18 protein-coding genes are annotated in these 20,130 nt (G+C 67.2%); 7 read left to right on the top strand and 11 right to left on the bottom strand.

The annotated features are described in order from the left end of the window. The 3 genes from hisIE to WBN46_RS01350 all read left to right on the top strand — a co-directional run bounded on the left by hisIE (window position 1) and on the right by WBN46_RS01350 (window position 2,960). Window positions 1-612, top strand: coding sequence for a bifunctional phosphoribosyl-AMP cyclohydrolase/phosphoribosyl-ATP diphosphatase HisIE (gene hisIE, locus WBN46_RS01360; protein ID WP_337730001.1), 612 nt, complete (start codon window positions 1-3; stop codon window positions 610-612). A gap of 186 nt (window positions 613-798) precedes the next feature. Then, window positions 799-2,382, top strand: a complete 1,584-nt coding sequence (locus WBN46_RS01355) for a calcineurin-like phosphoesterase family protein (RefSeq protein WP_337730000.1) — start codon at window positions 799-801, stop codon at window positions 2,380-2,382. 8 nt (window positions 2,383-2,390) lie between these two features. Beyond that, window positions 2,391-2,960: a YdeI/OmpD-associated family protein gene (locus WBN46_RS01350; RefSeq protein WP_337729999.1), complete on the top strand. Its 570-nt coding sequence runs from the start codon at window positions 2,391-2,393 to the stop codon at window positions 2,958-2,960. Between the two features lie 162 nt (window positions 2,961-3,122). Here WBN46_RS01350 and WBN46_RS01345 read toward each other — a convergent pair whose 3' ends face one another. The 6 genes from WBN46_RS01345 to WBN46_RS01320 all read right to left on the bottom strand — a co-directional run bounded on the left by WBN46_RS01345 (window position 3,123) and on the right by WBN46_RS01320 (window position 9,195). Next, complete coding sequence (locus WBN46_RS01345) at window positions 3,123-4,004, bottom strand: EamA family transporter (RefSeq protein ID WP_337729998.1); 882 nt, start codon at window positions 4,002-4,004, stop codon at window positions 3,123-3,125. Further along, the gene (gene mtnC / locus WBN46_RS01340; protein ID WP_337729997.1) at window positions 4,001-4,705 is read right to left on the bottom strand and encodes an acireductone synthase; all 705 of its coding nucleotides are present in this window, start codon (window positions 4,703-4,705) and stop codon (window positions 4,001-4,003) included. The genes WBN46_RS01345 and mtnC overlap by 4 nt, the downstream gene beginning before the upstream one ends. Window positions 4,706-4,862: 157 nt before the next feature. Next, window positions 4,863-5,420: an acireductone dioxygenase gene (locus WBN46_RS01335; protein WP_192200941.1), complete on the bottom strand. Its 558-nt coding sequence runs from the start codon at window positions 5,418-5,420 to the stop codon at window positions 4,863-4,865. A 97-nt stretch (window positions 5,421-5,517) separates the two neighbouring features. Then, entirely contained in the window at window positions 5,518-6,165 is a 648-nt protein-coding gene (locus tag WBN46_RS01330) for a methylthioribulose 1-phosphate dehydratase (protein WP_337729996.1), read from the bottom strand. 33 nt (window positions 6,166-6,198) lie between these two features. Beyond that, window positions 6,199-7,629 carry an amino acid permease gene (locus WBN46_RS01325; RefSeq protein WP_192200943.1) on the bottom strand — a complete coding sequence of 477 codons (1,431 nt, stop codon included), beginning with the start codon at window positions 7,627-7,629 and terminating at the stop codon, window positions 6,199-6,201. Window positions 7,630-7,704: 75 nt separating this feature from the next. Further along, a complete protein-coding gene (locus WBN46_RS01320; protein WP_337729995.1) occupies window positions 7,705-9,195 on the bottom strand; it encodes an amino acid permease in 1,491 nt (496 codons plus the stop codon). A 221-nt stretch (window positions 9,196-9,416) separates the two neighbouring features. Between WBN46_RS01320 and WBN46_RS01315 the strand changes: the two genes are divergently transcribed. After that, on the top strand, window positions 9,417-9,932 hold the full coding sequence (locus tag WBN46_RS01315) for an NUDIX hydrolase (RefSeq protein WP_337730854.1): 516 nt from the start codon (window positions 9,417-9,419) through the stop codon (window positions 9,930-9,932). A gap of 30 nt (window positions 9,933-9,962) precedes the next feature. Here the strand turns inward: WBN46_RS01315 and serA are convergent, their stop codons facing one another. Then, on the bottom strand, window positions 9,963-11,204 hold the full coding sequence (serA, locus tag WBN46_RS01310) for a phosphoglycerate dehydrogenase (protein ID WP_192200946.1): 1,242 nt from the start codon (window positions 11,202-11,204) through the stop codon (window positions 9,963-9,965). Window positions 11,205-11,397: 193 nt separating this feature from the next. On the opposite strand from serA, the gene WBN46_RS01305 reads away from it, so the two are divergent. The 3 genes from WBN46_RS01305 (at window position 11,398) to WBN46_RS01295 (ending at window position 14,995) form a co-directional block, all read left to right on the top strand. Continuing rightward, window positions 11,398-12,786, top strand: a complete 1,389-nt coding sequence (locus WBN46_RS01305; protein WP_337729994.1) for an FAD-binding oxidoreductase — start codon at window positions 11,398-11,400, stop codon at window positions 12,784-12,786. A gap of 86 nt (window positions 12,787-12,872) precedes the next feature. Next, window positions 12,873-13,172, top strand: coding sequence for a DUF2388 domain-containing protein (locus tag WBN46_RS01300; RefSeq protein ID WP_337729993.1), 300 nt, complete (start codon window positions 12,873-12,875; stop codon window positions 13,170-13,172). Continuing rightward, on the top strand, window positions 13,172-14,995 hold the full coding sequence (locus WBN46_RS01295) for a DUF4105 domain-containing protein (RefSeq protein ID WP_337729992.1): 1,824 nt from the start codon (window positions 13,172-13,174) through the stop codon (window positions 14,993-14,995). The genes WBN46_RS01300 and WBN46_RS01295 overlap by 1 nt, the downstream gene beginning before the upstream one ends. Before the next feature lie 9 nt (window positions 14,996-15,004). Here WBN46_RS01295 and yeiP read toward each other — a convergent pair whose 3' ends face one another. From yeiP to WBN46_RS01275, 4 genes are all read right to left on the bottom strand, one after another. Further along, window positions 15,005-15,571 carry an elongation factor P-like protein YeiP gene (gene yeiP / locus WBN46_RS01290; protein ID WP_337729991.1) on the bottom strand — a complete coding sequence of 189 codons (567 nt, stop codon included), beginning with the start codon at window positions 15,569-15,571 and terminating at the stop codon, window positions 15,005-15,007. Between the two features lie 102 nt (window positions 15,572-15,673). Continuing rightward, on the bottom strand, window positions 15,674-16,444 hold the full coding sequence (locus tag WBN46_RS01285; RefSeq protein WP_337729990.1) for an SDR family NAD(P)-dependent oxidoreductase: 771 nt from the start codon (window positions 16,442-16,444) through the stop codon (window positions 15,674-15,676). A gap of 221 nt (window positions 16,445-16,665) precedes the next feature. Beyond that, entirely contained in the window at window positions 16,666-19,224 is a 2,559-nt protein-coding gene (locus tag WBN46_RS01280; RefSeq protein ID WP_337729988.1) for an EAL domain-containing protein, read from the bottom strand. Further along, window positions 19,221-20,120, bottom strand: a complete 900-nt coding sequence (locus WBN46_RS01275; RefSeq protein WP_337730853.1) for a hydroxymethylglutaryl-CoA lyase — start codon at window positions 20,118-20,120, stop codon at window positions 19,221-19,223. The genes WBN46_RS01280 and WBN46_RS01275 overlap by 4 nt, the downstream gene beginning before the upstream one ends. Window positions 20,121-20,130: the final 10 nt, after the last annotated feature.

Genomic DNA, 20,130 nt, shown 5'->3' with positions numbered 1-20,130 from the left:
ATGAAGACCGACATCGCCCCCTCGGCGCTGGACTGGACCAAGGGCGATGGCCTGCTGCCCGTCATCGTGCAGGATGCAGGAAACCTGCGCGTGCTGATGCTGGGCTACATGAACCGGGAGGCGCTGGACGCCACCCTGGCGAGCCGGCGCGTGACCTTCTTCAGCCGCAGCAAGCAGCGTCTGTGGACCAAGGGCGAGAGCTCGGGCCATGTGCTGGAACTGGTCTCGGTGGAGGCCGATTGCGACAACGATACGCTGCTGGTCCGCGCGCACCCGCAGGGACCAACCTGTCACCTGCAGCGGCCCAGTTGCTTCCCTTCGGCGCCGTCGGCGTTCCTGTCGGACCTGGATGCCCTGGTGGCGCAGCGCGACCGCGAGCGCCCCGTCGACAGCTACACGACGCGCCTGTTCGACGCCGGCGTGCGCCGCATCGCGCAGAAGGTGGGCGAGGAGGGCGTGGAAACCGCATTGGCCGCAGTCGCGCAGGACGAGACCGCACTGCTCGGCGAGAGCGCCGATCTGCTGTACCACCTGACGGTCCTGCTGCGGGCACGCGGCCTGTCGCTGGCCGATGCCGTCGATGTGTTGCGCCAACGCCACGCGTCCACGTAGGGCACGCCTGTTCCTGCAGGTTCCGGGTGGCCCGCCGGGCGTGGGAGCGACGTGAGTCGCGCGCTTCTTCCTTCAGACATCACGACATCTCCCCCCGGCCGGATGACCGTCGCGACCCACGTCGTTCTACACCGGCGATGCCGTTGCCTGCGCCATAATCCTCCGGTCTTTCCGGCTGGAGTCGCCATGCGCGCTTCGTTGATCGCTCTCGTCCTGGCGCTGTTGGCGGTCCCCGCGCATGCGCTGCCGCCTCCGTGCAGCGGGGGACAGGTGTATGAGGACCGCAACGGCAACGCGACCCGCGATGCGGGTGAGCCGGGCCTGCCGGGTATCAAGATGTCCAACGGTATCGACATCGCGGTCACCGATGCGCAGGGCGAATACAGCCTCGATTACGTGGACGGCCGCACCCTCTTCATCATCAAGCCGGCCGGCTACGACCTCGCGGCGCGGCCGGACGGCCTGCCGGCCCGCTGGCGCAACCTGCAGTACCACGCCGGTCCTGCGCTGAAGCATGGCGGCATCCCGCAACGCCAGCCCGACTGCACGCACTTCGGCCTTCGACCGCAGGCGGCAGCCGCAACGAAGGGCGAACTCGATGTGCTGTTGTTCGCCGACAGCCAGACTTCGTCTGTCAAGGACGTGGACTATTACTGGCGCGACATCGTGCAGCCCCTGGTCGGGAAACACGGGGCGGCGCTGGGCCTGACCCTGGGCGATGTCACCAACGACGACCTGTCGCTGTACCCGGAGATCCTGCGCACGACGATGAGCCTGCAGGTGCCGTGGCTGTTCATCCCCGGCAATCACGACCTGGATTTCGACGCCGCGGGAGATGAAGACTCGCTGCGTACGTTCCGCCATCACTTGGGCCCGGACACGTTCGCCTGGGAAGAAGAGGCGGCGACGTTCATCGGCCTGGATGACGTGATCTACCAGCCAGGCCAGACACCGTCGTACTTCGGCGGGCTGCGCGAGGACCAGTTCGCCTTCCTGCAGGCCTACCTGCCGACGGTGCGCAAGGACCGGCTGCTGGTGATCGGTGTGCATATCCCGGTCTACGAGCCGGGTGCTCGCGGTTTCCGTCCGGCAGACCGCGAGCGCCTGTTCGCCATGCTGGAGGATTTCCCGCACGTGCTGCTGCTCAGTGGGCACACCCATACGCAGCGGCACTGGTACCACGACGCTTCCACTGGTTGGCACGGACCGCAGCCGTTGCACGAGTACAACGTCGGTGCCGCCTGCGGTGCCTACTGGTCGGGCGTGAAGGATGCGGAGGGCATCCCCGACACGACGATGGCCGACGGCACGCCCAATGGCTACGCGCGGCTGCGCGTGCGCGCGGGTGGCGAGTACGCGCTGTCGTGGCACCCGGCGCGCGGCACGGACGACAGCGGCATCGGGTTGCATGTGCCGCGCGTGTTGCGGAAGGGGGCGTATCCGGCATGGGGCGTGTTCGCCAATGTCTACATGGGGGATGCGGACACCCGTGTCGAGTACCGGATCGATGGCGGCGAATGGAAGCCGATGAAGCGCGTCGAACAGCCCGATCCGCGCCTGCTGGTGGAGAACATGCGCGACGACGTGGCCGATGCGTTGCGCGGCTACGACCGCTCGCCGGAGGCCGAAGCTTCCCCGCACCTCTGGCGGGGCGCCTTGCCGACGGACCTGCCCGAAGGCGAACATGCGGTGGAGGTGCGCGCGTTCGACCGCTGGCGCGGCGAACGATCGGCTCGCACGTCGTATCGCCTGCAGCTCGCGGAGCCCTGATCATGGCCATGACGGAACTTCCCATCGAACACTTCGTGGACGCCGCCGCCTGGGAACGCTGGCTGGAGCGCCACCCCGCGTCCGATGGCGTGTGGCTGAAAATCGCGAAGAAGGATTCGGGCCTCGCGTCGGTCAGCTATGCCGATGCGCTCGACGTCGCGCTGTGCCACGGCTGGATCGACGGGCAGAAGAAGGGGTTCGATGCGCAGTGCTTCCTGCAGCGCTTCACGCCGCGTCGCCCGCGCAGCACCTGGTCGAAGATCAATGTCGGCAAGGTCGACGCGCTGGTCGCGGCGGGGCGGATGCGGCCCGCCGGATTGCGCGAGATCGAACAGGCGAAGGCCGATGGCCGCTGGGATGCCGCCTACGATGGCGCGCGCTCCATGGAGGTACCCCCCGAGCTCGCGCAGGCACTGGCGAAGAACCGGAAGGCAAGGGACTTCTTCGAGGCGCTCGACAGGACCAACCGTTACGCCGTGTGTTGGCGCGTGCAGACCGCGGTGAAGCTCGAAACGAAACGGGCGCGGGTGGAGAAGCTGGTCGCCATGCTGTCGCGCGGCGAGAAGATCCACACCTGAAGCCATGAACGGAAACGCCTCCCGATGGGAGGCGTTCTATGTCCTTGCGGGCGAGCGGAGGCTGGCGGGCGAGGCATGCGTGGCTGGCTGGCGTTGGGCTGGCTTGCGACGTGCGCGCAGTCTAGGGAAACACGCCCCGGCATGTAGAAACGCGAATCGCTCTCATCGCTGGGCGCGGCTCGCACGGACGCTGAGCCAGGCCCCGGCCAGCAGCAATACGATGGCGACGCCCTGTATCCAATGCGCCTGCGCGCGCCCCGACGCCACCAGCAGCAGGGTCGACAACAACGGCGCCAGATAGGACAGGCTGCCCAGCAGCGCGATATCGCCGCGCTTGGTGCCGTGGTCCCACAGCCAGAATGCGGCACCTACCGGGCCGATACCCATGAGCACCAGCACGACCCACTGGTTTGCGGTGGGAGCGACCGTGTCCTCGCCCAGCAGGTGCGCGAGGGTGCCCAGCACCGCGACGCCCGCGCAGGCCACGGTGATCGCCGCGCTGGGCACGTCGGCATGGCGTCGGTTGAGCACCGAATACATGGACCAGATCAGGGCCGCGCCCAGCGCGGCGAGATAGCCGGGTACATGCGATGGCTCGACCTGCAAGCTGCGGCCGCGCGTCACCAGCAGTATCGCCGCGACCAGGCCCAGTCCGGTGCCCAGCCACTGCCCGGGGCGCACGGAGACGCCGCCGAAGATGCCCGCGAACACCACGATCAACAGTGGCCACAGGTAGTTGAGCAAGTTGGCTTCCACGGCCGGTGCACGCTTCAGCGCGATGAAGTACAGCGCGTGGTAGCCGAACAGCGCCAGCGTCGACAGGGCGAACGCGGGCAGCGGCTGGCGCAGTTCGCCCCAGCCGGCGCGGCCGCGCACTCCTGCGCGCAAAAGCCCCAGTGCCGCCGCGATGCCGAAACCGATCGCCAGCACCTGGAAGGGCGGCAGGTCGCCCGTCGCCGTCGTCAGCAGCGCCAGCGACGCCCACAGCAGGATCGCGACCAGCCCCACCAGGGTGGCACGGCGCTGCGAAATGGCATCGCTCACGCGGTGGGCAGCGCGATGTCAGCGAAGGAGTCGACGCGCACGTGGCCATGCGCCGCGTCGCCTTCGCGCGGCGCAGGGTAGTCGTCCAGCCGGTCGATCAGGCGCGTCTGCAGGCCTGCGTCGCGCGCGGCATCCAGTTCTTCCACCACGTCGGACAGGAACAGGATGTCCCCCGGGTCCACACCGATGCGGTCGGCGATCGTCCGGTAACTGGCTGCTTCGCGCTTGCCGCCGACTTCGGTATCGAACCAGCCCGAGAACATCGGCGACAGGTCGCCGGCGTCACTGTGGCCGAAGAACAGTTTCTGCGCCGGTACGGAACCGGAGGAATACACATACAGCGGATAGCCCTGCGCGTACCACTTGCGCAATGCCGGCGCGGCGTCGGGATAGATGTGCGCGGTGAAATCCGCATCGCGGTAGCCGGCTTCCCATATCAGGCCTTGCAGCGCTTTCAGTGCGGTGTGCTTGCGGTCCTGGTCGATCCAGCCCTGCAGCGTCTCCACGATGACGTCATCGCTGCAGATACTGCCGTGCTCCGTGGCGACCACGTCGAGCCAGCGCCGCACCTCGGGTTCCTGCCCATGCTCGCGGACGAAGAAGGGCAGGGCGCGGCGCGCGTACGGGAACAGCACGTCCTTCACGAATGAAATGCTGCTGGTGGTGCCTTCGATGTCGGTGAGGATGGCGGAAACGGGCATGTGGTTCTTCTGGTTCGCGGTAGAGCGGAGCTTGCTCCGCTACGCTTTTCATGGGGAGCAAAGGGAGGGCAGCAGGAGCCGATCCTTGGCGCGACGGTTCATCCCCCTCGTTTCGCCGGACCCTCACCCCAACCCCTCTCCCGACGGGAGAGGGGCGTCAGCGTTCGGTCAGGCCTTCGTAGCGCGGGAACTGCTGCGCCAGCGTGGTACCCGTGAAGTGGCCCACCCAGCCGTCCGGCTCGGTGAAGAAGCGGATGGCGACGAAGCTCGGTTCCGGCCCCATGTCGAACCAGTGCAAGGTGCTGTCTGGCACGCCGATCAGGTCGTCCTGCACGCACTCCACCTCATAGACCTTGTCGCCCACGTGCAGCGTGAACAGGCCGGAGCCGGCGACGAAGAAACGCACTTCGTCTTCCTTGTGGTAATGCTCATCGAGGAACTTCGCGCGCATGGCCTCGCGCTGCGGGTTGTCGGGCGCGATGCTGACCACATCGACGGTCTTGAAGCCGCGTTCGGCGACCAGACGGTCGATGTCGGCGCGATAGGCGTCGATCACATCCTCCGGCGGCGCGCCGGGCTCGATGGCCTTGGTCGCCTTCCAGCGCTCGAAGGTCACGCCGAGCTTCTTCAGCTCGGTGGCGATGAAGTCGGGATCGTAACTGGCGAACTCCGGCGTGGCCGGGTCGGATTCGCTGAAGATGCGCAGGCGGCTCATGGCGGTATGGCGTGAGGCGACAGAGGGGGCCGTTAGGGTACCAGACCGGTCCGCGCGGCCTGGTGGGGAAACGGAACGCCCGGATAACCGCCGGTTATCAGCGGCGGCAGCCCAGCTTGCGCAGCTCCAGTTCGGCCGCGAACAGGAACTCGAAGGCCTCCAGGTGGCGGCGGGCCTCGGCCATCGTGCGGCCCCACGCGTACAGGCCGTGGCCGTCGATCAGGTAGCCCCACAGCGGCTGGTTGTCGAGCAGCGCGTCCACCTGCGCGGCGAGCGTGGGCATGTCCTGGGTGTTGGCGAACACGGGCACGTCGATCGCCATCTCGTGCGTGCTGTTGCCGTGGAATGCCTTCAGCAATTCGAAGCCTTCCAGGCGCACATGGCCGGCACCGGCGAACAGCCGCGATGCCACCGTCTGCACCAGCGAATGGGTGTGCAGTACGCACCCGATCTCGGGATAGCGCCGATACAGCTGGGTATGCAGCAGCGTTTCGGCGGACGGGCGATGGTCGCTGCCGACGGCCTTGCCGTCGAAGTCCACCACCATGATGTCCGCCTCCACCAGCCGGCCCTTGTCGCGGCCGGAGACCGTGATGGCCGCGTGCCGGTCATCCAGTCGCTGCGAGAAATTGCTGCTGGTGGCCGGTGTCCAGCCCAGCTGCGACAGCTCGCGCACGTTGGAGATGATGGACTGCGCGCGGTCGCGCAGCTGGTCGGCGTGATAGGGCAGGGGCGTGGCGTTCATGCCGCCATTCTACCGCCTGCCCGGAGGTGGAGCTCAGCGCTGCGCGCGCATGCGGCTGTGGCGATATCCGTACAGGAAATAGATGAGGAAACCCACGGCCGTCCACACGGCCATCAGCATCCAGTTGTGGGCGGTCATCGCCGACAGCAGCGCCAGGCAGCTCAGCACGCCCAGGGTGCAGATCAGCCACGCGGCGGGGATGCGGAACGGACGCGGCAGGTCGGGCTGGGTGCGGCGCAGGACCAGCACGCCAACGCAGACCGAGGCGAAGGCGATCAGGGTCCCCATCGAGGTCAGTTCGCCCAGGACATCAAGCGGGAACAGCGCCGCCAGCAGGGCGATGCCGATACCCGTGATCACGGTATTGATGTGCGGCGTGCGGTACTCCGGATGGATCCGGGTGAACACCGGCGGCAGCAGGCCGTCGCGGGCCATGATCATGAAAATGCGCGGTTGGCCGATGATCATCACCAGCACCACCGAGGACAGGCCGATCAGCGCGCCGATCTCCACCGTGACCCGCAGCCAACCCAGTTCGGGATGAGCCGCTACCGCGGTCACGACCGGTTCGGCCGTGCCCAAGGCGGTGTACGGCACCAGGCCCGTCATCACCGCCGCCATGGCGATGTACAACACGGTGCAGATCGCCAGCGAGGCCAGCATGCCCACGGGGAGATCCTTCTGCGGGCGATGCGATTCCTGCGCCGCCACCGAGACCGCCTCGAAACCGATGTAGGCGAAGAACACCATCGCCGCGCCGCGCAACACGCCATCCCAGCCGAACTTGCCGGGGCCTTCGTTGGCAGGAATGAAGGGCTGCCAGTTGGAGGGGTCGACGTACTGCCAGCCAGCGATGATGACCAGCACGATCAGGCCGGTCTTCAGCACGACCATCGCCATGTTCATGGCCGACGACTTGCGGATGCCCACGTAGCACAACCAGGTCAGCAGCAGCACGATGACGGCGGCCGGGACGTTGGCGATGGCGCCGGTCGGTCGAAGCTGCGCATCCAGTGGCGCGCTGACGAGCGCCTTGGGCAGGAAGATGTCGAAGTGCTCGAGCAGGCTCAGGAAATAGCCGGTCCAGCTGACTGCGACCGCGGACGCCGATACGCCGTATTCCAGCACAAGCATCCAGCCGATGAACCACGCGGTGAGTTCGCCCAGCGTGGCGTAGGTATAGGTGTAGGCGCTGCCGGACACCGGCACCATCGCGGCGAATTCCGCGTACGCCAGCGCACAGAACGTGCAGCAGATCGCCGCCAGCACGAACGACAGCATGATGGCCGGACCGGCATGGTTGGCCGCCGCCTGGCCGGTGATCACGAAGATGCCGCCACCGATCACCGCACCGATGCCGAGTGCGGTCAGCCCCCAGGGGCCGAGCGTGCGGCGCAGGCTGAGCCCTTCGGCCTCTTCATGGGCGGCATGGGGGTGCTTGGTGGCGAGGAGCTGTCGGAGCATCGTGCGTGTTCCTGGAACGGGTTCGATGAGGGCAACCAAAAAGGCCGGCGGTGCGCCCGCCGGCCTTGAAGAGGATCAGGCCTTCTGCCTGAGTTTGCTGTTCCGGAAGCCGTACGCGAAGTAGATCAGCTGGCCCAGCACGGTCCAGGCCACGAAGATCTGCCAGTGCTCCATGAACGACTGCAGGAACAGGAACAGGCAGGCGAGCACGCCCACCGGGCAGATCAGCCAGAACATCGGCACGCGGAACGGCCGGTTGAGGTCAGGACGGGTGAAGCGCAGCACCAGCACGCCGAGGCACACCGTGGCGAAGGCCAGCAGCGTCCCCATCGAAACCAGTTCGCCTAGCACGCTGAGCGGCATGAAGCCGGCGAGCAGGCAGGCCAGCACGCCGACGATGATCGTGCCGACATAGGGCGTATGGAACTTCGGATGCACCTTGCCGAAGATCTTCGGCATCAGCCCGTCCTTGGCCATGCTGTAGAAAATGCGTGGCTGTGCCATCAGCATGACCAGGATCACCGACGACAGGCCCGCAATGGCGCCGATTTCCACCGCGGTCTTGAGCCAGCCCACGCTGGCGCCGGGATCGGCCTTGAGGACCTCTTCCAGCGCCGTGGCCACCGGCTTGGCGGTGCCCAGCAGCGTGTAGTGGGTCATGCCGGTCAGCACCGCACAGACGGCGATGTAGATGACGGTGCAGATGGCCAGCGAGCCGAGGATGCCCTTGGGCATGTCGCGCTGCGGGTTCTTGGCCTCGCCTGCGGCGGTGGAGACCGCGTCGAAGCCGATGTAAGCGAAGAACACGATGGTCGCCGCGCGGAACACGCCATCCATGCCGAACTGGCCGGGGCCGGTGTTCTCGGGAATGAAGGGAGTCCAGTTCGCCGGATCGACGTACTGGATGCCAAAGCCGAGGAAGGCCGCGATCACGACTACCTTGATCGCGACGATGATCGAGTTGACGAAGGCCGACTGGGTGATGCCGACATAGCACAGGCCGCTGACCGCAGCGACGATCAGCACCGCAGGTAGGTTGATGATGCCCGCGGTGGCGACGAATCCGCCATCGGCCCATGTGATCGGCGCTGTCGCCAACTGCTCGGGGAAGGGCACGCCCAGCGTGCCGGTGAGGAAGCTCACCAGGTAGCCAGACCAGCCCACCGCGACGGTGGACGATGCGAACAGGTATTCCAGCACCAGGCACCAGCCGATGAACCAGGCCACGGCCTCGCCCAAGGTGGCGTAGGAGTACGAATACGCGCTGCCGGACACCGGCATCATCGAGGCGAACTCGGCGTAGCAGAGGCCGGCCATGGCGCAGGCGAAGCCGGCAATCACGAAGCTCAACATGATCGCGGGGCCGGCGTGGTTGGCCGCGGCCTGGCCGGTCAGCACGAAGATGCCCGCACCGATGACCGCGCCCACGCCCAGCAGCACGAGGTGTTTGGCGGTCAGGGTTCGCTTCAGACTGCTTTCGCCGTCCAGGCTGCCTTCGAAAGGTTCACCGGCATCGATATGTCCCGCCGGTGCAACCGGCTTGACCCTGAACAGAGCTTTGAGCATTCGCAGCGTCCCCTTGCAAGACTGGATGCCGGCGGAAAGATCCGCCAGGCGGTGGCAACTGTCATGGGGAAGGCGCCCCCACGGAAGGCCGTACCTTGCCAAAGCGGGCGGGGGATCACAAGCGCGGTTGCAGCATGCCGGGCGATAATCACGACACCACCGACCTGCCCGCAAGGAAAAACCACGCCGTGTCAGCCGCTTACACTGCCCTTCGCGCACATCTGGCCGATTACGGACACCGCTGGCCCGACGAACAGGCGGTGGTCGCGCAGTTTCTCGAGCTGCTGGACGATCCGGCCAACCCGCTGCTCCGCGAGCGGCTGGAAGGGCATCTCACGGGTGGCGCCTGGCTGGTCAGTGCCGATGGCCGGCGCACGTTGCTGACCCACCACCGCAAGCTGGGCCGGTGGCTGCAGCTGGGAGGCCATGCCGATGGTGACGAGGACATGGCGCGCGTGGCACTGAAGGAAGCCGAGGAGGAATCCGGCCTGTCCGATCTGTCCGTGGAAGGCGGCATCTTCGATCTGGATCGCCACTGGATACCCGAACGCAAGGACGTGCCGGGCCACTGGCACTACGACATACGCTATGTGGTGCGTGCCAACGGCGGCGAGGACTACGTGGTCAGCGAGGAGTCGCTCGACCTGGCCTGGCGCGATATCGGACCGATCGCCGCCGAGCCGGATGAATCCCTCAGCCGCATGGCCCGCAAGTGGCTGGCGCGCAACACGGCGTAGGGTGGGCCTTGGCCCACCGCACTGCGGATATCAATACAGGACGCGCACCCGCAGCGTGCCGTCGATCGCCGCCATCGCGTCGCGCAGGCTGGCCGTCTGTTCTTCATCGGCAGTCACATCGATGACCACGTAGCCGACTTTCGGGTCGGTACGCAGGAACTGGCCGTCGATGTTGATGCCGCGGTCGCGGAAGATGTCGTTGATCTGCGACAGCACGCCCGGCACGTTGCGATGGATATGCAGGATGCGTCGGCTGCCTTCGTGGCCGGGCAGGGTGACTTCGGGGAAGTTCACCGCCGACAGCGTGCTGCCGTTGTCGCTGTAGCGCACCAGCTTGGCCGCCACTTCCACGCCGATGTTGTCCTGCGCCTCCAGCGTGCTGCCACCGACATGCGGGGTCAGGATCACGTTGTCCAACCCGCGCAACGGCGACTCGAAGGCATCCGCATTGCCCTTGGGTTCCACCGGGAACACGTCCACCGCGGCACCGCCGACCTTGCCGGACTTCAGTGCTTCCGCCAGTGCATCGATGTCCACCACGGTGCCGCGCGAGGCGTTGATCAGGTGTGCGCCGGGCTTCATCCGGGCGATCTGCGCCGCGCCGAACATGTCTTTCGTCGCGGCCGTCTCCGGCACGTGCAGCGTGACCACGTCGCTGAGTTCCAGCAGGTCGTCCAGGCTGACGGCGGCGCGAGCGTTGCCCAGCGACAGCTTGGTCTCGATGTCGTGGAAGAGCACCTGCATGCCCAGCGACTCGGCCAGCACGCCCACCTGGGTGCCGATATGGCCGTAGCCGATGATGCCCAGGGTCTTGCCACGCACCTCATGACTGCCGGCAGCGGACTTGCTCCAGCCGCCCCGGTGGCACTCGGCGTTCTTCTGGGGGATGCCACGCATCAGCAGGATGGCCTGGGCGACCACCAGTTCCGCCACGCTGCGGGTATTGGAATACGGGGCGTTGAAGACCGGAATGCCGGCCAGTTCGGCCGCGTCCAGGTCCACCTGGTTGGTGCCGATGCAGAAGCAGCCCACCGCGATCAGCCGGCGTGCCTGCGACAGCACATCGTCGGTCAGGTGGCTGCGCGAGCGGATGCCGACGATGTGCGCCTCGGCGATGCGGCGCTTCAGCTCGTCTTCCGGCAGCGACTTCTCGTGGTATTCGATCTGCGTATAGCCCGCCGCGCGGAACGTCTCCACGGCGGTCTGGCTGACCCCTTCCAGCAACAGCACGCGGATGTCCTGCTTCGGGTACGAGGTCTTCTTGATCGACATTGCCGGAAAGGTCGCAGCGGAGGGGGAAGGGGCGTCACTATGCCAGATGCACGCCGTCGATGGTGCGGCGCGGAATGAAAAGCTCGGTTGCCGTTTTCCAGGCTTTGTTGCCCTTGCAACCAAGCGCATCGCTCGCTGGACGCAGCGCAGCATCGCTGGCACGCTGGGCGTCCCCGAAAGCCTGCCCTCCGCAATGAGCGATCCGCGCCTGGAAGCCCTGCTGCACGCCGTCCCGGCGCTGCGCCTGAAGACCGATCCTGCCGATCTCGAGCACTACGGCCGCGACTGGACCCGGCGCTGGACACCGGCACCGCTGGCGATCGCATTGCCGGCCACGGTCGAGGAAGTGCAGGCCGTCGTGCGTTGGGCGAACGAGCATCACGTGGCCGTGGTGCCCTCGGGCGGGCGCACCGGCCTGTCCGGTGGCGCCGTGGCCGCGAATGGCGAACTGGTGCTCAGCCTTGAGCGCATGAACCAGACGCTCGACTTCAATGCCGTGGACCGCACGCTGACCGTGCAGGCCGGTATGCCGCTGGAGGCAGTACATAACGCGGCGCGTGAGCACGGACTGGTCTATCCGGTCGATTTCGCAGCACGCGGTTCCTGCGCCATCGGCGGCAACATCGCCACCAACGCCGGCGGCATCCGGGTGATCCGCTACGGCAACACGCGCGAATGGATCGCCGGTCTGAAAGTCGTCACCGGTGCCGGCGACGTGCTGGAGCTCAACAAGGCGCTGATCAAGAACTCCAGCGGCTACGACCTGCGCCATCTCTGGATCGGCTCGGAAGGGACGTTGGGCATCGTGGTGGAAGCCACCGTGAGGCTGACCGATCCGCCGCCGCCGACCAATGTCATGCTGCTGGCACTGCCGTCGTTCGATGTGCTGATGCAGGTGTTCGCCGCGTTCCGCGAGCGCCTGCAGCTGGAGGCCTTCGAATTCTTCACCGACCGCGCGCTGCACCATGTGCTGGCGCATGGCGCACAGAAGCCGTTCGAGGAAATCCATCCGTACTACGTGGTCACCGAGTTCGCGATCGGCGACGAGGCGAGGGAAGCTGCGGCAATGGCGGCCTTCGAGGCCTGTATGGAGCAGGGCTGGGTCAGCGATGGCGTGATCAGCCAGTCCGATGCCCAGGCCGCGCAGCTGTGGCGCCTGCGCGAGGGCATCACCGAGGCGCTGGCGCGCTATGTGCCGTACAAGAACGACGTGTCCGTGCGCATTTCCGCCATGCCGGCGTTCCTTGCCGAGACGCAGGCGTTGCTGGGCGAGGCGTACCCGCACTTCGAAGTGGTGTGGTTCGGCCATATCGGTGACGGCAACCTGCATATCAACGTGCTGAAGCCCGACGGTATGGAGAACGCGGAGTTCGTCACCCAGTGCGAGCAGGTCACCAAGCTGCTGGCCGACTCGCTGCGCCACCACCACGGCAGCATTTCCGCCGAACACGGCATCGGCCTGGTGAAGAAGGGCTATCTGGAAAGCACGCGCAGCGCCGACGAGATCGCGGTGATGCGCGGCATCAAGCGCGTGCTGGATCCGAATGGCCTGATGAACCCGGGCAAGCTGTTCGACGCGTGACGCGGATTCATCCAGCCATCGCTGATTGCAGGTAGTCTTGGCGCGCCGCGATGCGCGCGGTATCCGTTCATTCCCTGGAAGTGTCCATGTCCCGAATTCTCCTGGCTGGCGTCCTGCTGGCGTTCTCTATCCCGGCACTGGCCGGCAGCTTCGCCGGCAGTTCGGCCGGTGCGTCGTCCGCCGGCTCGTCCGCCTCGTCCGACAGCTCATCCGGCGACGACAAGATCGTCGTGCAGGCGCGCGAGGACGCCGCCAGCTTTGTCGCCAGCGACGGCCGTATCCGTGGCGCCCAACTGGAAGCCGCGCTGCGTCACCTGCGCGAGAAGGATGAAGCCGCTCGCAAGGCCAGCGACATGCAGCTGGCGCAGGCCATCCTGGCCCGCTGATGCCACCGCGTCGGCCCCGCGGCCGGCGCTTCGTCGCGCTGCTCGCATGGGCATGGCTGGGGCCGGCCGTCACGGCGGCCGCGCTCGACATCGATCCGACGGGCCTCGGCTCGGATGACATCGTCGCGACGCAGGCGCTGCTCGACGATGTCCTGCCGCGCCTGCCGCAGGCATGGCGCGATGGGCTGCCGCCCGATCTCGTCCTGCAATGGCGCGACGATCTTCCGGCGCATGTCGCCGGCCGACGGGTTGGTGATCGCATCCTGCTGCCGCGCCATCTGCTGCAGGCATGGCAGGCGCGCGATGGCGTGCCTGCGGACGATGCTTCGTTGCGCGCCGTCCGTCATGCGCTGGTGCACGAACTTGCGCACAGTTACGATCGTGCACGACGCGATGTGCTGTCGCGCGATCCGGGCCTGCGCGATCTCGCGGGATGGCAGCGCAGCGTGTTTGCCATCGCGGGGCGCCGTTCGCGCAACGATTTCGTCGCGCGGACGCCCGATCCGTACGAGCGGGAGCGTCCTTCCGAATTCGTGGCGGTGAACCTCGAGCATTTCGTACTCGACCCGGCCTACGGCTGCCGGCGCCCGGCGTTGCACCGCCATTTCGCGGCGCACTTCCAGGTGCTGGCGAAGCCGGAGGCGTGCGCGCCCGGGTTGCCTTTCCTGGACGTGGATGCCGAAGCGGGCGCTGCCTCGCTGCTCGCGCTGGACCCGGCGCGCATCTACGCGGTCGACTATCTGCTGGCGGAAGGCAACACGCAGGCGATGAGTCGCTGGGGCCACAGCATGCTGCGGCTGGTGGTCTGCGCGCCCAGTCGCGCACCGGGGCCCGACTGCCGCTTCGACCTGGCCCATCACCGCGTGCTGTCGTTCCGCGCGTTCGTGGGCGACGTGCAGATCTCAGGGTGGCGCGGCCTGACCGGCTCGTACCCGTCGCGCCTGTTCCTGTTGCCGCTGGACCAGGTGATCGAGGAGTACACCCGGGTGGAACTACGCGGCCTGCAGTCCATTCCCCTGCAACTGGAGCAGGGTGAAATCGCGTCCATGGTCGAGCGGGCCGCGCAGCTTCACTGGAGCTATGACGGACGCTACTACTTCATCAGCAACAACTGCGCGGTGGAGACCTGGAAGCTGCTGCACGACGGTGTGCCACGACTGGCCGGGGAGCCGCTCGCCAGCATCACGCCCACCGGACTGCTGAAGAAGCTGGAGCGTCGTGGCATCGCCGATGCCCGCGTGCTCGACGACGCAGGGCAGGCGCGACGACTCGGTTACTACTTCGAGCCGATGAGCGCGCGCTACGACGCGCTGTTCGCCGTGGCGCGCGAGGCGCTCGCGCTGCCGCAGCAGGACCTGCACGCCTGGCTGGCGCTGTCGCCTGCGGAGCGCGCCATCTGGCTGCCACGGGCCGACCTGCGTGCGAGCGCGGCGCTGCTGGTGCTGGAGAATGCGGCGCTCCGTCGCCAGCAACTGCTGTTGCGCGACGAACTGAAGCGACGCTACCTGGGCCGCAATGCGCCCGCCGATGTCGCGCGGGCGCTGCAGGCCTTGCGCACGTGGCTGGGCGATACCGGTTTCGCCAGTCGCCCCTCGGAACTGCTGCCGGAGGGCTACGGACTTCCGCAGGCCGATGAGCGCGCGCGCGTTGTGGAGGAAGCAGGAGCCCGCGTGGCGCGCTTGCGTGAGCAGGATGGTGTGCTTCGTGGCGAACTGGAGCGCTGGCTGCCTGCCGACCGGCGCGAGGTCCTGCAGGGCATCGAAGCAAACCTGGAAACGATCGGCGCGCGCCTGCGCGCACTGGATGCGGCAGGCGCGTCGTGACAGAAGACCTCAGTCGGCGCGACCGCCGAACTCGCCCGTCGTCGTGTTGACGAGGATGCGCTCGCCGTTGGTGATGTACTCCGGCACCATGATCTCGATGCCGGTGTTGAGCTTGGCCGGCTTGGGGCGCTTGGTCGCGGTGCCGCCCTTCAGTTCCGGCGGCGTTTCCACCACTTCCAGCGTCACGTGCTGCGGCAGCTGCAGCGCGACCGGCAGTTCGTCGATGACCTGCACGTAGCAGCCGGCGAGGCCTTCGGTGATGTAGCCGGCGTCATCGCCGATGACGCTGGCGTCCAGCGTGTAGGGCGTGTAGTCCTCATCGTCGAGGAAGACGAACGCATCGCCATCCATGTACGAGAATGTCGCCTGCCGGCGCAGCAGTTCGACTTCCGGCAGGTTGTCGTCGGCGTCGAAGCTGGCATCCAGCTTGTTGCCGCCCGGCACGCTGTACATGATGAAACGGAAGCGCACGTTGCCGCCGCGCCCTTGCGGCGAGCTGCGCTCGATGTCGCGGATCTGGTATACGCCGCCGTTGTGTTCGACGACGTTGCCCTTCTTGATGTCGAAAGCTTTCATGGTGGTGATTTGTAATTGGTGATGGGTGATGGGGTGGGGCGGCGTGATCATCCGGGAAGGCGGCTCTTGCGGATCACCACTCGCGAATGACGAATCACGGCCCTATTTCGGTGCGAGGCGCACGGCGCCATCCAGCCGGATGGTCTCGCCGTTGAGATACGTATTGCCCAGGATATAGGCGACCAGGTCGGCGAACTCCCCGGGCTTGCCGAGGCGGGACGGGAAGGGGATAGAGGCGCTGAGCGACTGCTGCACGGCTTCGGGCATGCCATCGACCATCGGCGTCCAGAAGATGCCGGGCGCCACGGTCATCACGCGGATGCCGAAGCGGGACAGTTCGCGCGCCATCGGCAGCGTCATGGCGACCACGCCGCCCTTCGATGCCGAGTACGCCGCCTGGCCGATCTGGCCTTCGTACGCCGCCACACTGGCCGTGTTGACGATCACGCCGCGTTCGCCATCGGCGTTGGGCACGTTGTGCTGCATCACGTCGGCGGCGGCCTTGGCCACGTTGAAGCTGCCGACCAGGTTGACCATCACCGTGCCTTGGAACGTGGAAAGCGGCATCGGTGCTTCCTTGCCCAGCACGCGACCGGCGCCGAGGATGCCGGCGCAGTTGATCGCTGCATTCAAGCCGCCGAGGAATTCCTTCGCTGCCGCCACGTTCGCCGCGACGCCGGCCTCGTCGGTCACGTCGGTACGGAAGTAGCGGACGTTGGCCTCGCCCAGCTCGGCGACCGCGGCGGCGCCCTTGTCGTCGTTGACATCGAACAGCGCGGCCTTGCCGCCATGGGCGACCACGTGGCGGGCCACGGCCAGGCCCAGGCCGGAAACGCCGCCGGTGATGACGGCGCAGGTGTCGGGAAGCTGCATGCGGTGAACCTAGTGCGGAAAAGCCGGCATTTTACGCGATGGTGGGCGTCTGGGAGCCCGGAGCTTGCTGTAGGAGCGACGTGAGTCGCGACCGGGAACCAAGGCGAATGCCCTTTGGCGAGGCGCGAACCATGGCGATTCATTGCGACCTGCGAAGGAGGACGATGGAGCAGACGGCTCCCGGTCGCGACTCACGACGCTCCTGCAAGGATTGCCGCCTCTCAGGCGTGCACCCGCTCCAGCGGGGCGTCGGCAAGCCGGCGCGCGAATTCGTCCGGCGACAGGCCGGGCGCGAACAGGAATCCCTGGCCCACCGGAACCCCGAGGTTGAGCAGGAACTGGCGCTGCGCCTCGGATTCGACGCCCTCGGCGACCAGTCCCAGTCCCAGGCTGCGTGCGATCGCGGACACCGCCTGGCAGACGGCCACATCGGACCGGTTGCTGGGCACGCCCTCGGTGAACAGCGGGCTTAGCTTCAGGCCGTGGATGGGCAGGCGGCGCAGATAGTTGAGCGCGCTGTAGCCTTCACCGAAATCGTCGATCGTCAGCACCACGCCCAGCTGCCGCAGGTCGGCGAAGGTACGCAGCGTGGCGGGGGCGTCCTCGATAAGCACGCGTTCGGTGAACTCCAGCTCCAGCGCTGCGCCGGGCAGGTCGAACTCGGTCAGGATCGCCCGCACGCGATCGGCCAGGTCGTCACCGGCGAACTGCCGGTACGACACATTGACCGCCACGCGCACGATGCCCAGCCCCTGGTCGCGCCAGGCGGCCACCTGCCGGCATGCTTCGCGCAATACCCAACTGCCGATGCGCACGATGTCGCCGGTCGTCTCCGCATGGCTGATGAACACGTCCGGGCGCAGTTCGCCCAGCTGGTGGTTCTGCCAGCGGATCAGCGCTTCGCCGGCGATGATGCGGCCGTTGCGCAGGTCCACCTGCGGTTGGTAGACCAGCCGGAACTCTTCGTTGTCCACCGCGCGTCGCAGCTGCGTCTCGATCTGCAGACGGTCCTGCTGCCGCTGCGCCAGTTCCTGGGTGAAGCTCTGCCAGCCATTGCGCGCGCGGTGCTTGCTGTCGTACATCGCGATGTCGGCGTTCTGGATCAACTGTTGCGGGCGCAGGCCGTCGCCGGGTGCGATGGCCAGTCCGATGCTGGCGGTGATGGCGAACTCGTCCTTGCCGAAGCGGAAGGCGTCCGCGAACGCGCCGAGTACGGCGTGCGCCAGTTGTTCCGGCAGGTGCGGGTTCTCGCCCGCATCGCAGATCACCAGGAATTCGTCGCCGCCGAAGCGGGCGATCATGCCGTCGGTGCCCACCGCGCCGCGGATGCGGTCCGAGGCCTGCACCAGCAGCTCGTCGCCTGCGTTGTGGCCCAGTACATCGTTGACCATCTTGAAACGGTCGAGGTCGATGTAGAGCACGGCGGCGCGCGCGCGCTCGGGGTCGGCCAGCCGCGTGCCGAGTTCGGTCAGCACGGCATCGCGGTTCATCAGCCCGGTCAGCGGATCAGTGCGCGCCTGGATGCGCAGCATCTCCTCGGCCTGCTTGTCCTGCGAGATGTCCTGCATGGTGCCGGTGATGCGCGACGCACCCGGGTCGCCGGGCTCGGCGTCGCCGATCACGCGGATCCAGAACGGATGCCCGTCGGCCTGCGTGCCCTGGAGTTCCAGGTCGAAGCCCTTGCCGCCGGCGGTGACCAGGTCCAGCGCGCCACGCAGGCGCCGACGATCCGCTTCGCGCAGGCACGACAGCATGTCATCCAGCGTCACCAGCGCACGCGCGGCACCCAGGATGCGCTGGGCCTCGTCGGTCAGGTACATCCGGTCGCGGCCTATGTCCCATTCCCAGCCGCCGATATGCGCGAGCGATTGCGCACGGTCGAACAGCGCACTGTCGCGCTTGAGTTCGGTCACGTCGCTGAAAAGCGTGGTCACCTGCGCCGGCACGCTCGCGCCGGGGGCGAACTGCGGCACCGAGGTGGCGGTCAGCCACAGCAGTTGTTTCTTCTGGCGGTGATACAGGCCCAGCAGGACGCTTTCGACCATCTGGCCGCTGTCCAGCGCGCGTTGCGCGGGCAACTCGTGGCGGCCCATCTCGCGGCCGTGCTCGTCGACGACATGCCAGCGGTCCAGGGCGAGCTCCTGGTCGACGCGCTGGTCCTCGCGGATGCCGAAGATGCGCATGGCCGCGCCGTTGCAGTACTGCACTTCCATCTCGCGGTTGTGCACCACGATGCCCTTGTCCAGGGTCTCCATGAGTTCGCGGTAGCGCATCTCGGCCAGCCGCCGGCTGCTGATGTCGCGTGCCACCGCGACGATGCTCTTGCGCCCGTCGAAGTTGATGTTGGCCGAGTGCACTTCCACCGGGAAGCGGGTGCCATCGCCGCGCATGTTGGTGACCTCGATGACATAGGTCACGCCGCGATTCAGGGTTTCCCAGACCGGCACCAGGTGATCGCGCGGCAGGTCGGGGTTCAGCACGTTGATGTTGTTGCCGACGATCTCGTCGCGCGGTCGCTTGTAGGCCAGCATGCCGGCCTTGTTGAGGTCCAGCACGGTGCCGTCCTCGGCGATGATGCTGACCGGGTCGGGCACGGCATCGAACAGGTTGCGGTAGCGCGAGCGCTCCGTATCGGCCTCGTGCTGCTTGGCCAGCAACGCCGCGCCGGCTTGCCGGAGCAGGTCCGCCGTAGCGCCGTCGGTACCTTCGACGGCAGCCGCGCGCTCCAGTGCCGCGGCCAGCGCCACCACATCGACGTCGCTGGCCGGGCCTGTGTTCATGCGGCCGCCAGGGCCTTGCCGACGCGGCTGCCGGTCTCGCGGCCGAGGCGTGCCGCCAGCCACCGGCCCGTATCGGCCAGTGCATCCAGGTCCACCCCCGTGCGCAGGCCCTGGCCATGCAGCAGGTAGACCACGTCCTCGCTGGCCACGTTGCCGCTCGCGCCCTTGGCGTAAGGGCAGCCGCCTGCGCCGGAGACGGCGGCGTCCACCACGCGGACGCCTTCATCCAGGCAGGCGAGGATGTTCGCCAGCGCCTGCCCGTAGGTGTCATGGAAATGCACTGCCAATGCGGACATGGGCAGTTCCGCTGCGACCGCCTTCAACATGCCGGCGGCCTTGCGCGGTGTGCCCACGCCGATGGTGTCGCCCAGCGATATCTCGTAGCAGCCCAGCGCATGGAGCTGCCTGGCCACCCGCACCACGTCCGTGACCGGTACGTCGCCCTGGTACGGGCAGCCCAGGACGGTGGACACGTAACCGCGCACCTTCACGCCATCGGCGGCCGCGCGCTCGAGCACGGGGCGGAAGCGTTCGATGGATTCATCGATGGACGCATTGATGTTCGTGCGGTTGAAGGCTTCGGACGCGGCGGTGAACACCGCCACTTCCTCCACGCCGACCGCACGTGCGCGGTCATAGCCTTTTTCGTTCGGCACCAGCACGGGGTAGGCGACCCCGGGCCTGCGCCGGATGGCGGTGAAGACGTCCGCCGCATCGGCCAGTTGGGGAACCCACTGCGGGCTGACGAAACTGGTGGCCTCGATACTCAGCAGGCCGGTGGCGGACAGACGGTCGATCAATTCCACCTTGTCGGCGGTCGAGACGAGCGCCTTTTCGTTCTGCAGGCCATCGCGCGGGCCGACTTCCACGATCCTGACGAAGTCGCCATCCGCCATCGGCAGGGGA

Source organism: Pseudoxanthomonas sp. CCNWLW251 (assembly GCF_037402255.1).
GTDB lineage: Bacteria > Pseudomonadota > Gammaproteobacteria > Xanthomonadales > Xanthomonadaceae > Pseudoxanthomonas_A.
Note: the sequence above shows the minus strand (reverse complement) of the source record. Positions and strands in the feature narration are given on the sequence as shown.

What these genes read in the sequence shown, in the direction of transcription:
- WBN46_RS01355 (WP_337730000.1), top strand. Translation starts at nt 799, where the DNA reads ATGCGCGCTTCGTTGATCGCTCTCGTCCTGGCGCTGTTGGCGGTCCCC.
- WBN46_RS01335 (WP_192200941.1), bottom strand. Translation starts at nt 5,420, where the DNA reads ATGAGCCGCCTGCGCATCTTCAGCGAATCCGACCCGGCCACGCCGGAG.
- WBN46_RS01295 (WP_337729992.1), top strand. Translation starts at nt 13,172, where the DNA reads ATGCCACCGCGTCGGCCCCGCGGCCGGCGCTTCGTCGCGCTGCTCGCA.
- yeiP (WP_337729991.1), bottom strand. Translation starts at nt 15,571, where the DNA reads ATGAAAGCTTTCGACATCAAGAAGGGCAACGTCGTCGAACACAACGGC.
- WBN46_RS01280 (WP_337729988.1), bottom strand. Translation starts at nt 19,224, where the DNA reads ATGAACACAGGCCCGGCCAGCGACGTCGATGTGGTGGCGCTGGCCGCG.
- WBN46_RS01325 (WP_192200943.1), bottom strand. Translation starts at nt 7,629, where the DNA reads ATGCTCCGACAGCTCCTCGCCACCAAGCACCCCCATGCCGCCCATGAA.
- WBN46_RS01285 (WP_337729990.1), bottom strand. Translation starts at nt 16,444, where the DNA reads ATGCAGCTTCCCGACACCTGCGCCGTCATCACCGGCGGCGTTTCCGGC.
- WBN46_RS01305 (WP_337729994.1), top strand. Translation starts at nt 11,398, where the DNA reads ATGAGCGATCCGCGCCTGGAAGCCCTGCTGCACGCCGTCCCGGCGCTG.
- WBN46_RS01275 (WP_337730853.1), bottom strand. Translation starts at nt 20,120, where the DNA reads ATGGCGGATGGCGACTTCGTCAGGATCGTGGAAGTCGGCCCGCGCGAT.
- WBN46_RS01330 (WP_337729996.1), bottom strand. Translation starts at nt 6,165, where the DNA reads ATGAACGCCACGCCCCTGCCCTATCACGCCGACCAGCTGCGCGACCGC.
- WBN46_RS01320 (WP_337729995.1), bottom strand. Translation starts at nt 9,195, where the DNA reads ATGCTCAAAGCTCTGTTCAGGGTCAAGCCGGTTGCACCGGCGGGACAT.
- WBN46_RS01300 (WP_337729993.1), top strand. Translation starts at nt 12,873, where the DNA reads ATGTCCCGAATTCTCCTGGCTGGCGTCCTGCTGGCGTTCTCTATCCCG.
- serA (WP_192200946.1), bottom strand. Translation starts at nt 11,204, where the DNA reads ATGTCGATCAAGAAGACCTCGTACCCGAAGCAGGACATCCGCGTGCTG.
- mtnC (WP_337729997.1), bottom strand. Translation starts at nt 4,705, where the DNA reads ATGCCCGTTTCCGCCATCCTCACCGACATCGAAGGCACCACCAGCAGC.
- WBN46_RS01350 (WP_337729999.1), top strand. Translation starts at nt 2,391, where the DNA reads ATGACGGAACTTCCCATCGAACACTTCGTGGACGCCGCCGCCTGGGAA.
- hisIE (WP_337730001.1), top strand. Translation starts at nt 1, where the DNA reads ATGAAGACCGACATCGCCCCCTCGGCGCTGGACTGGACCAAGGGCGAT.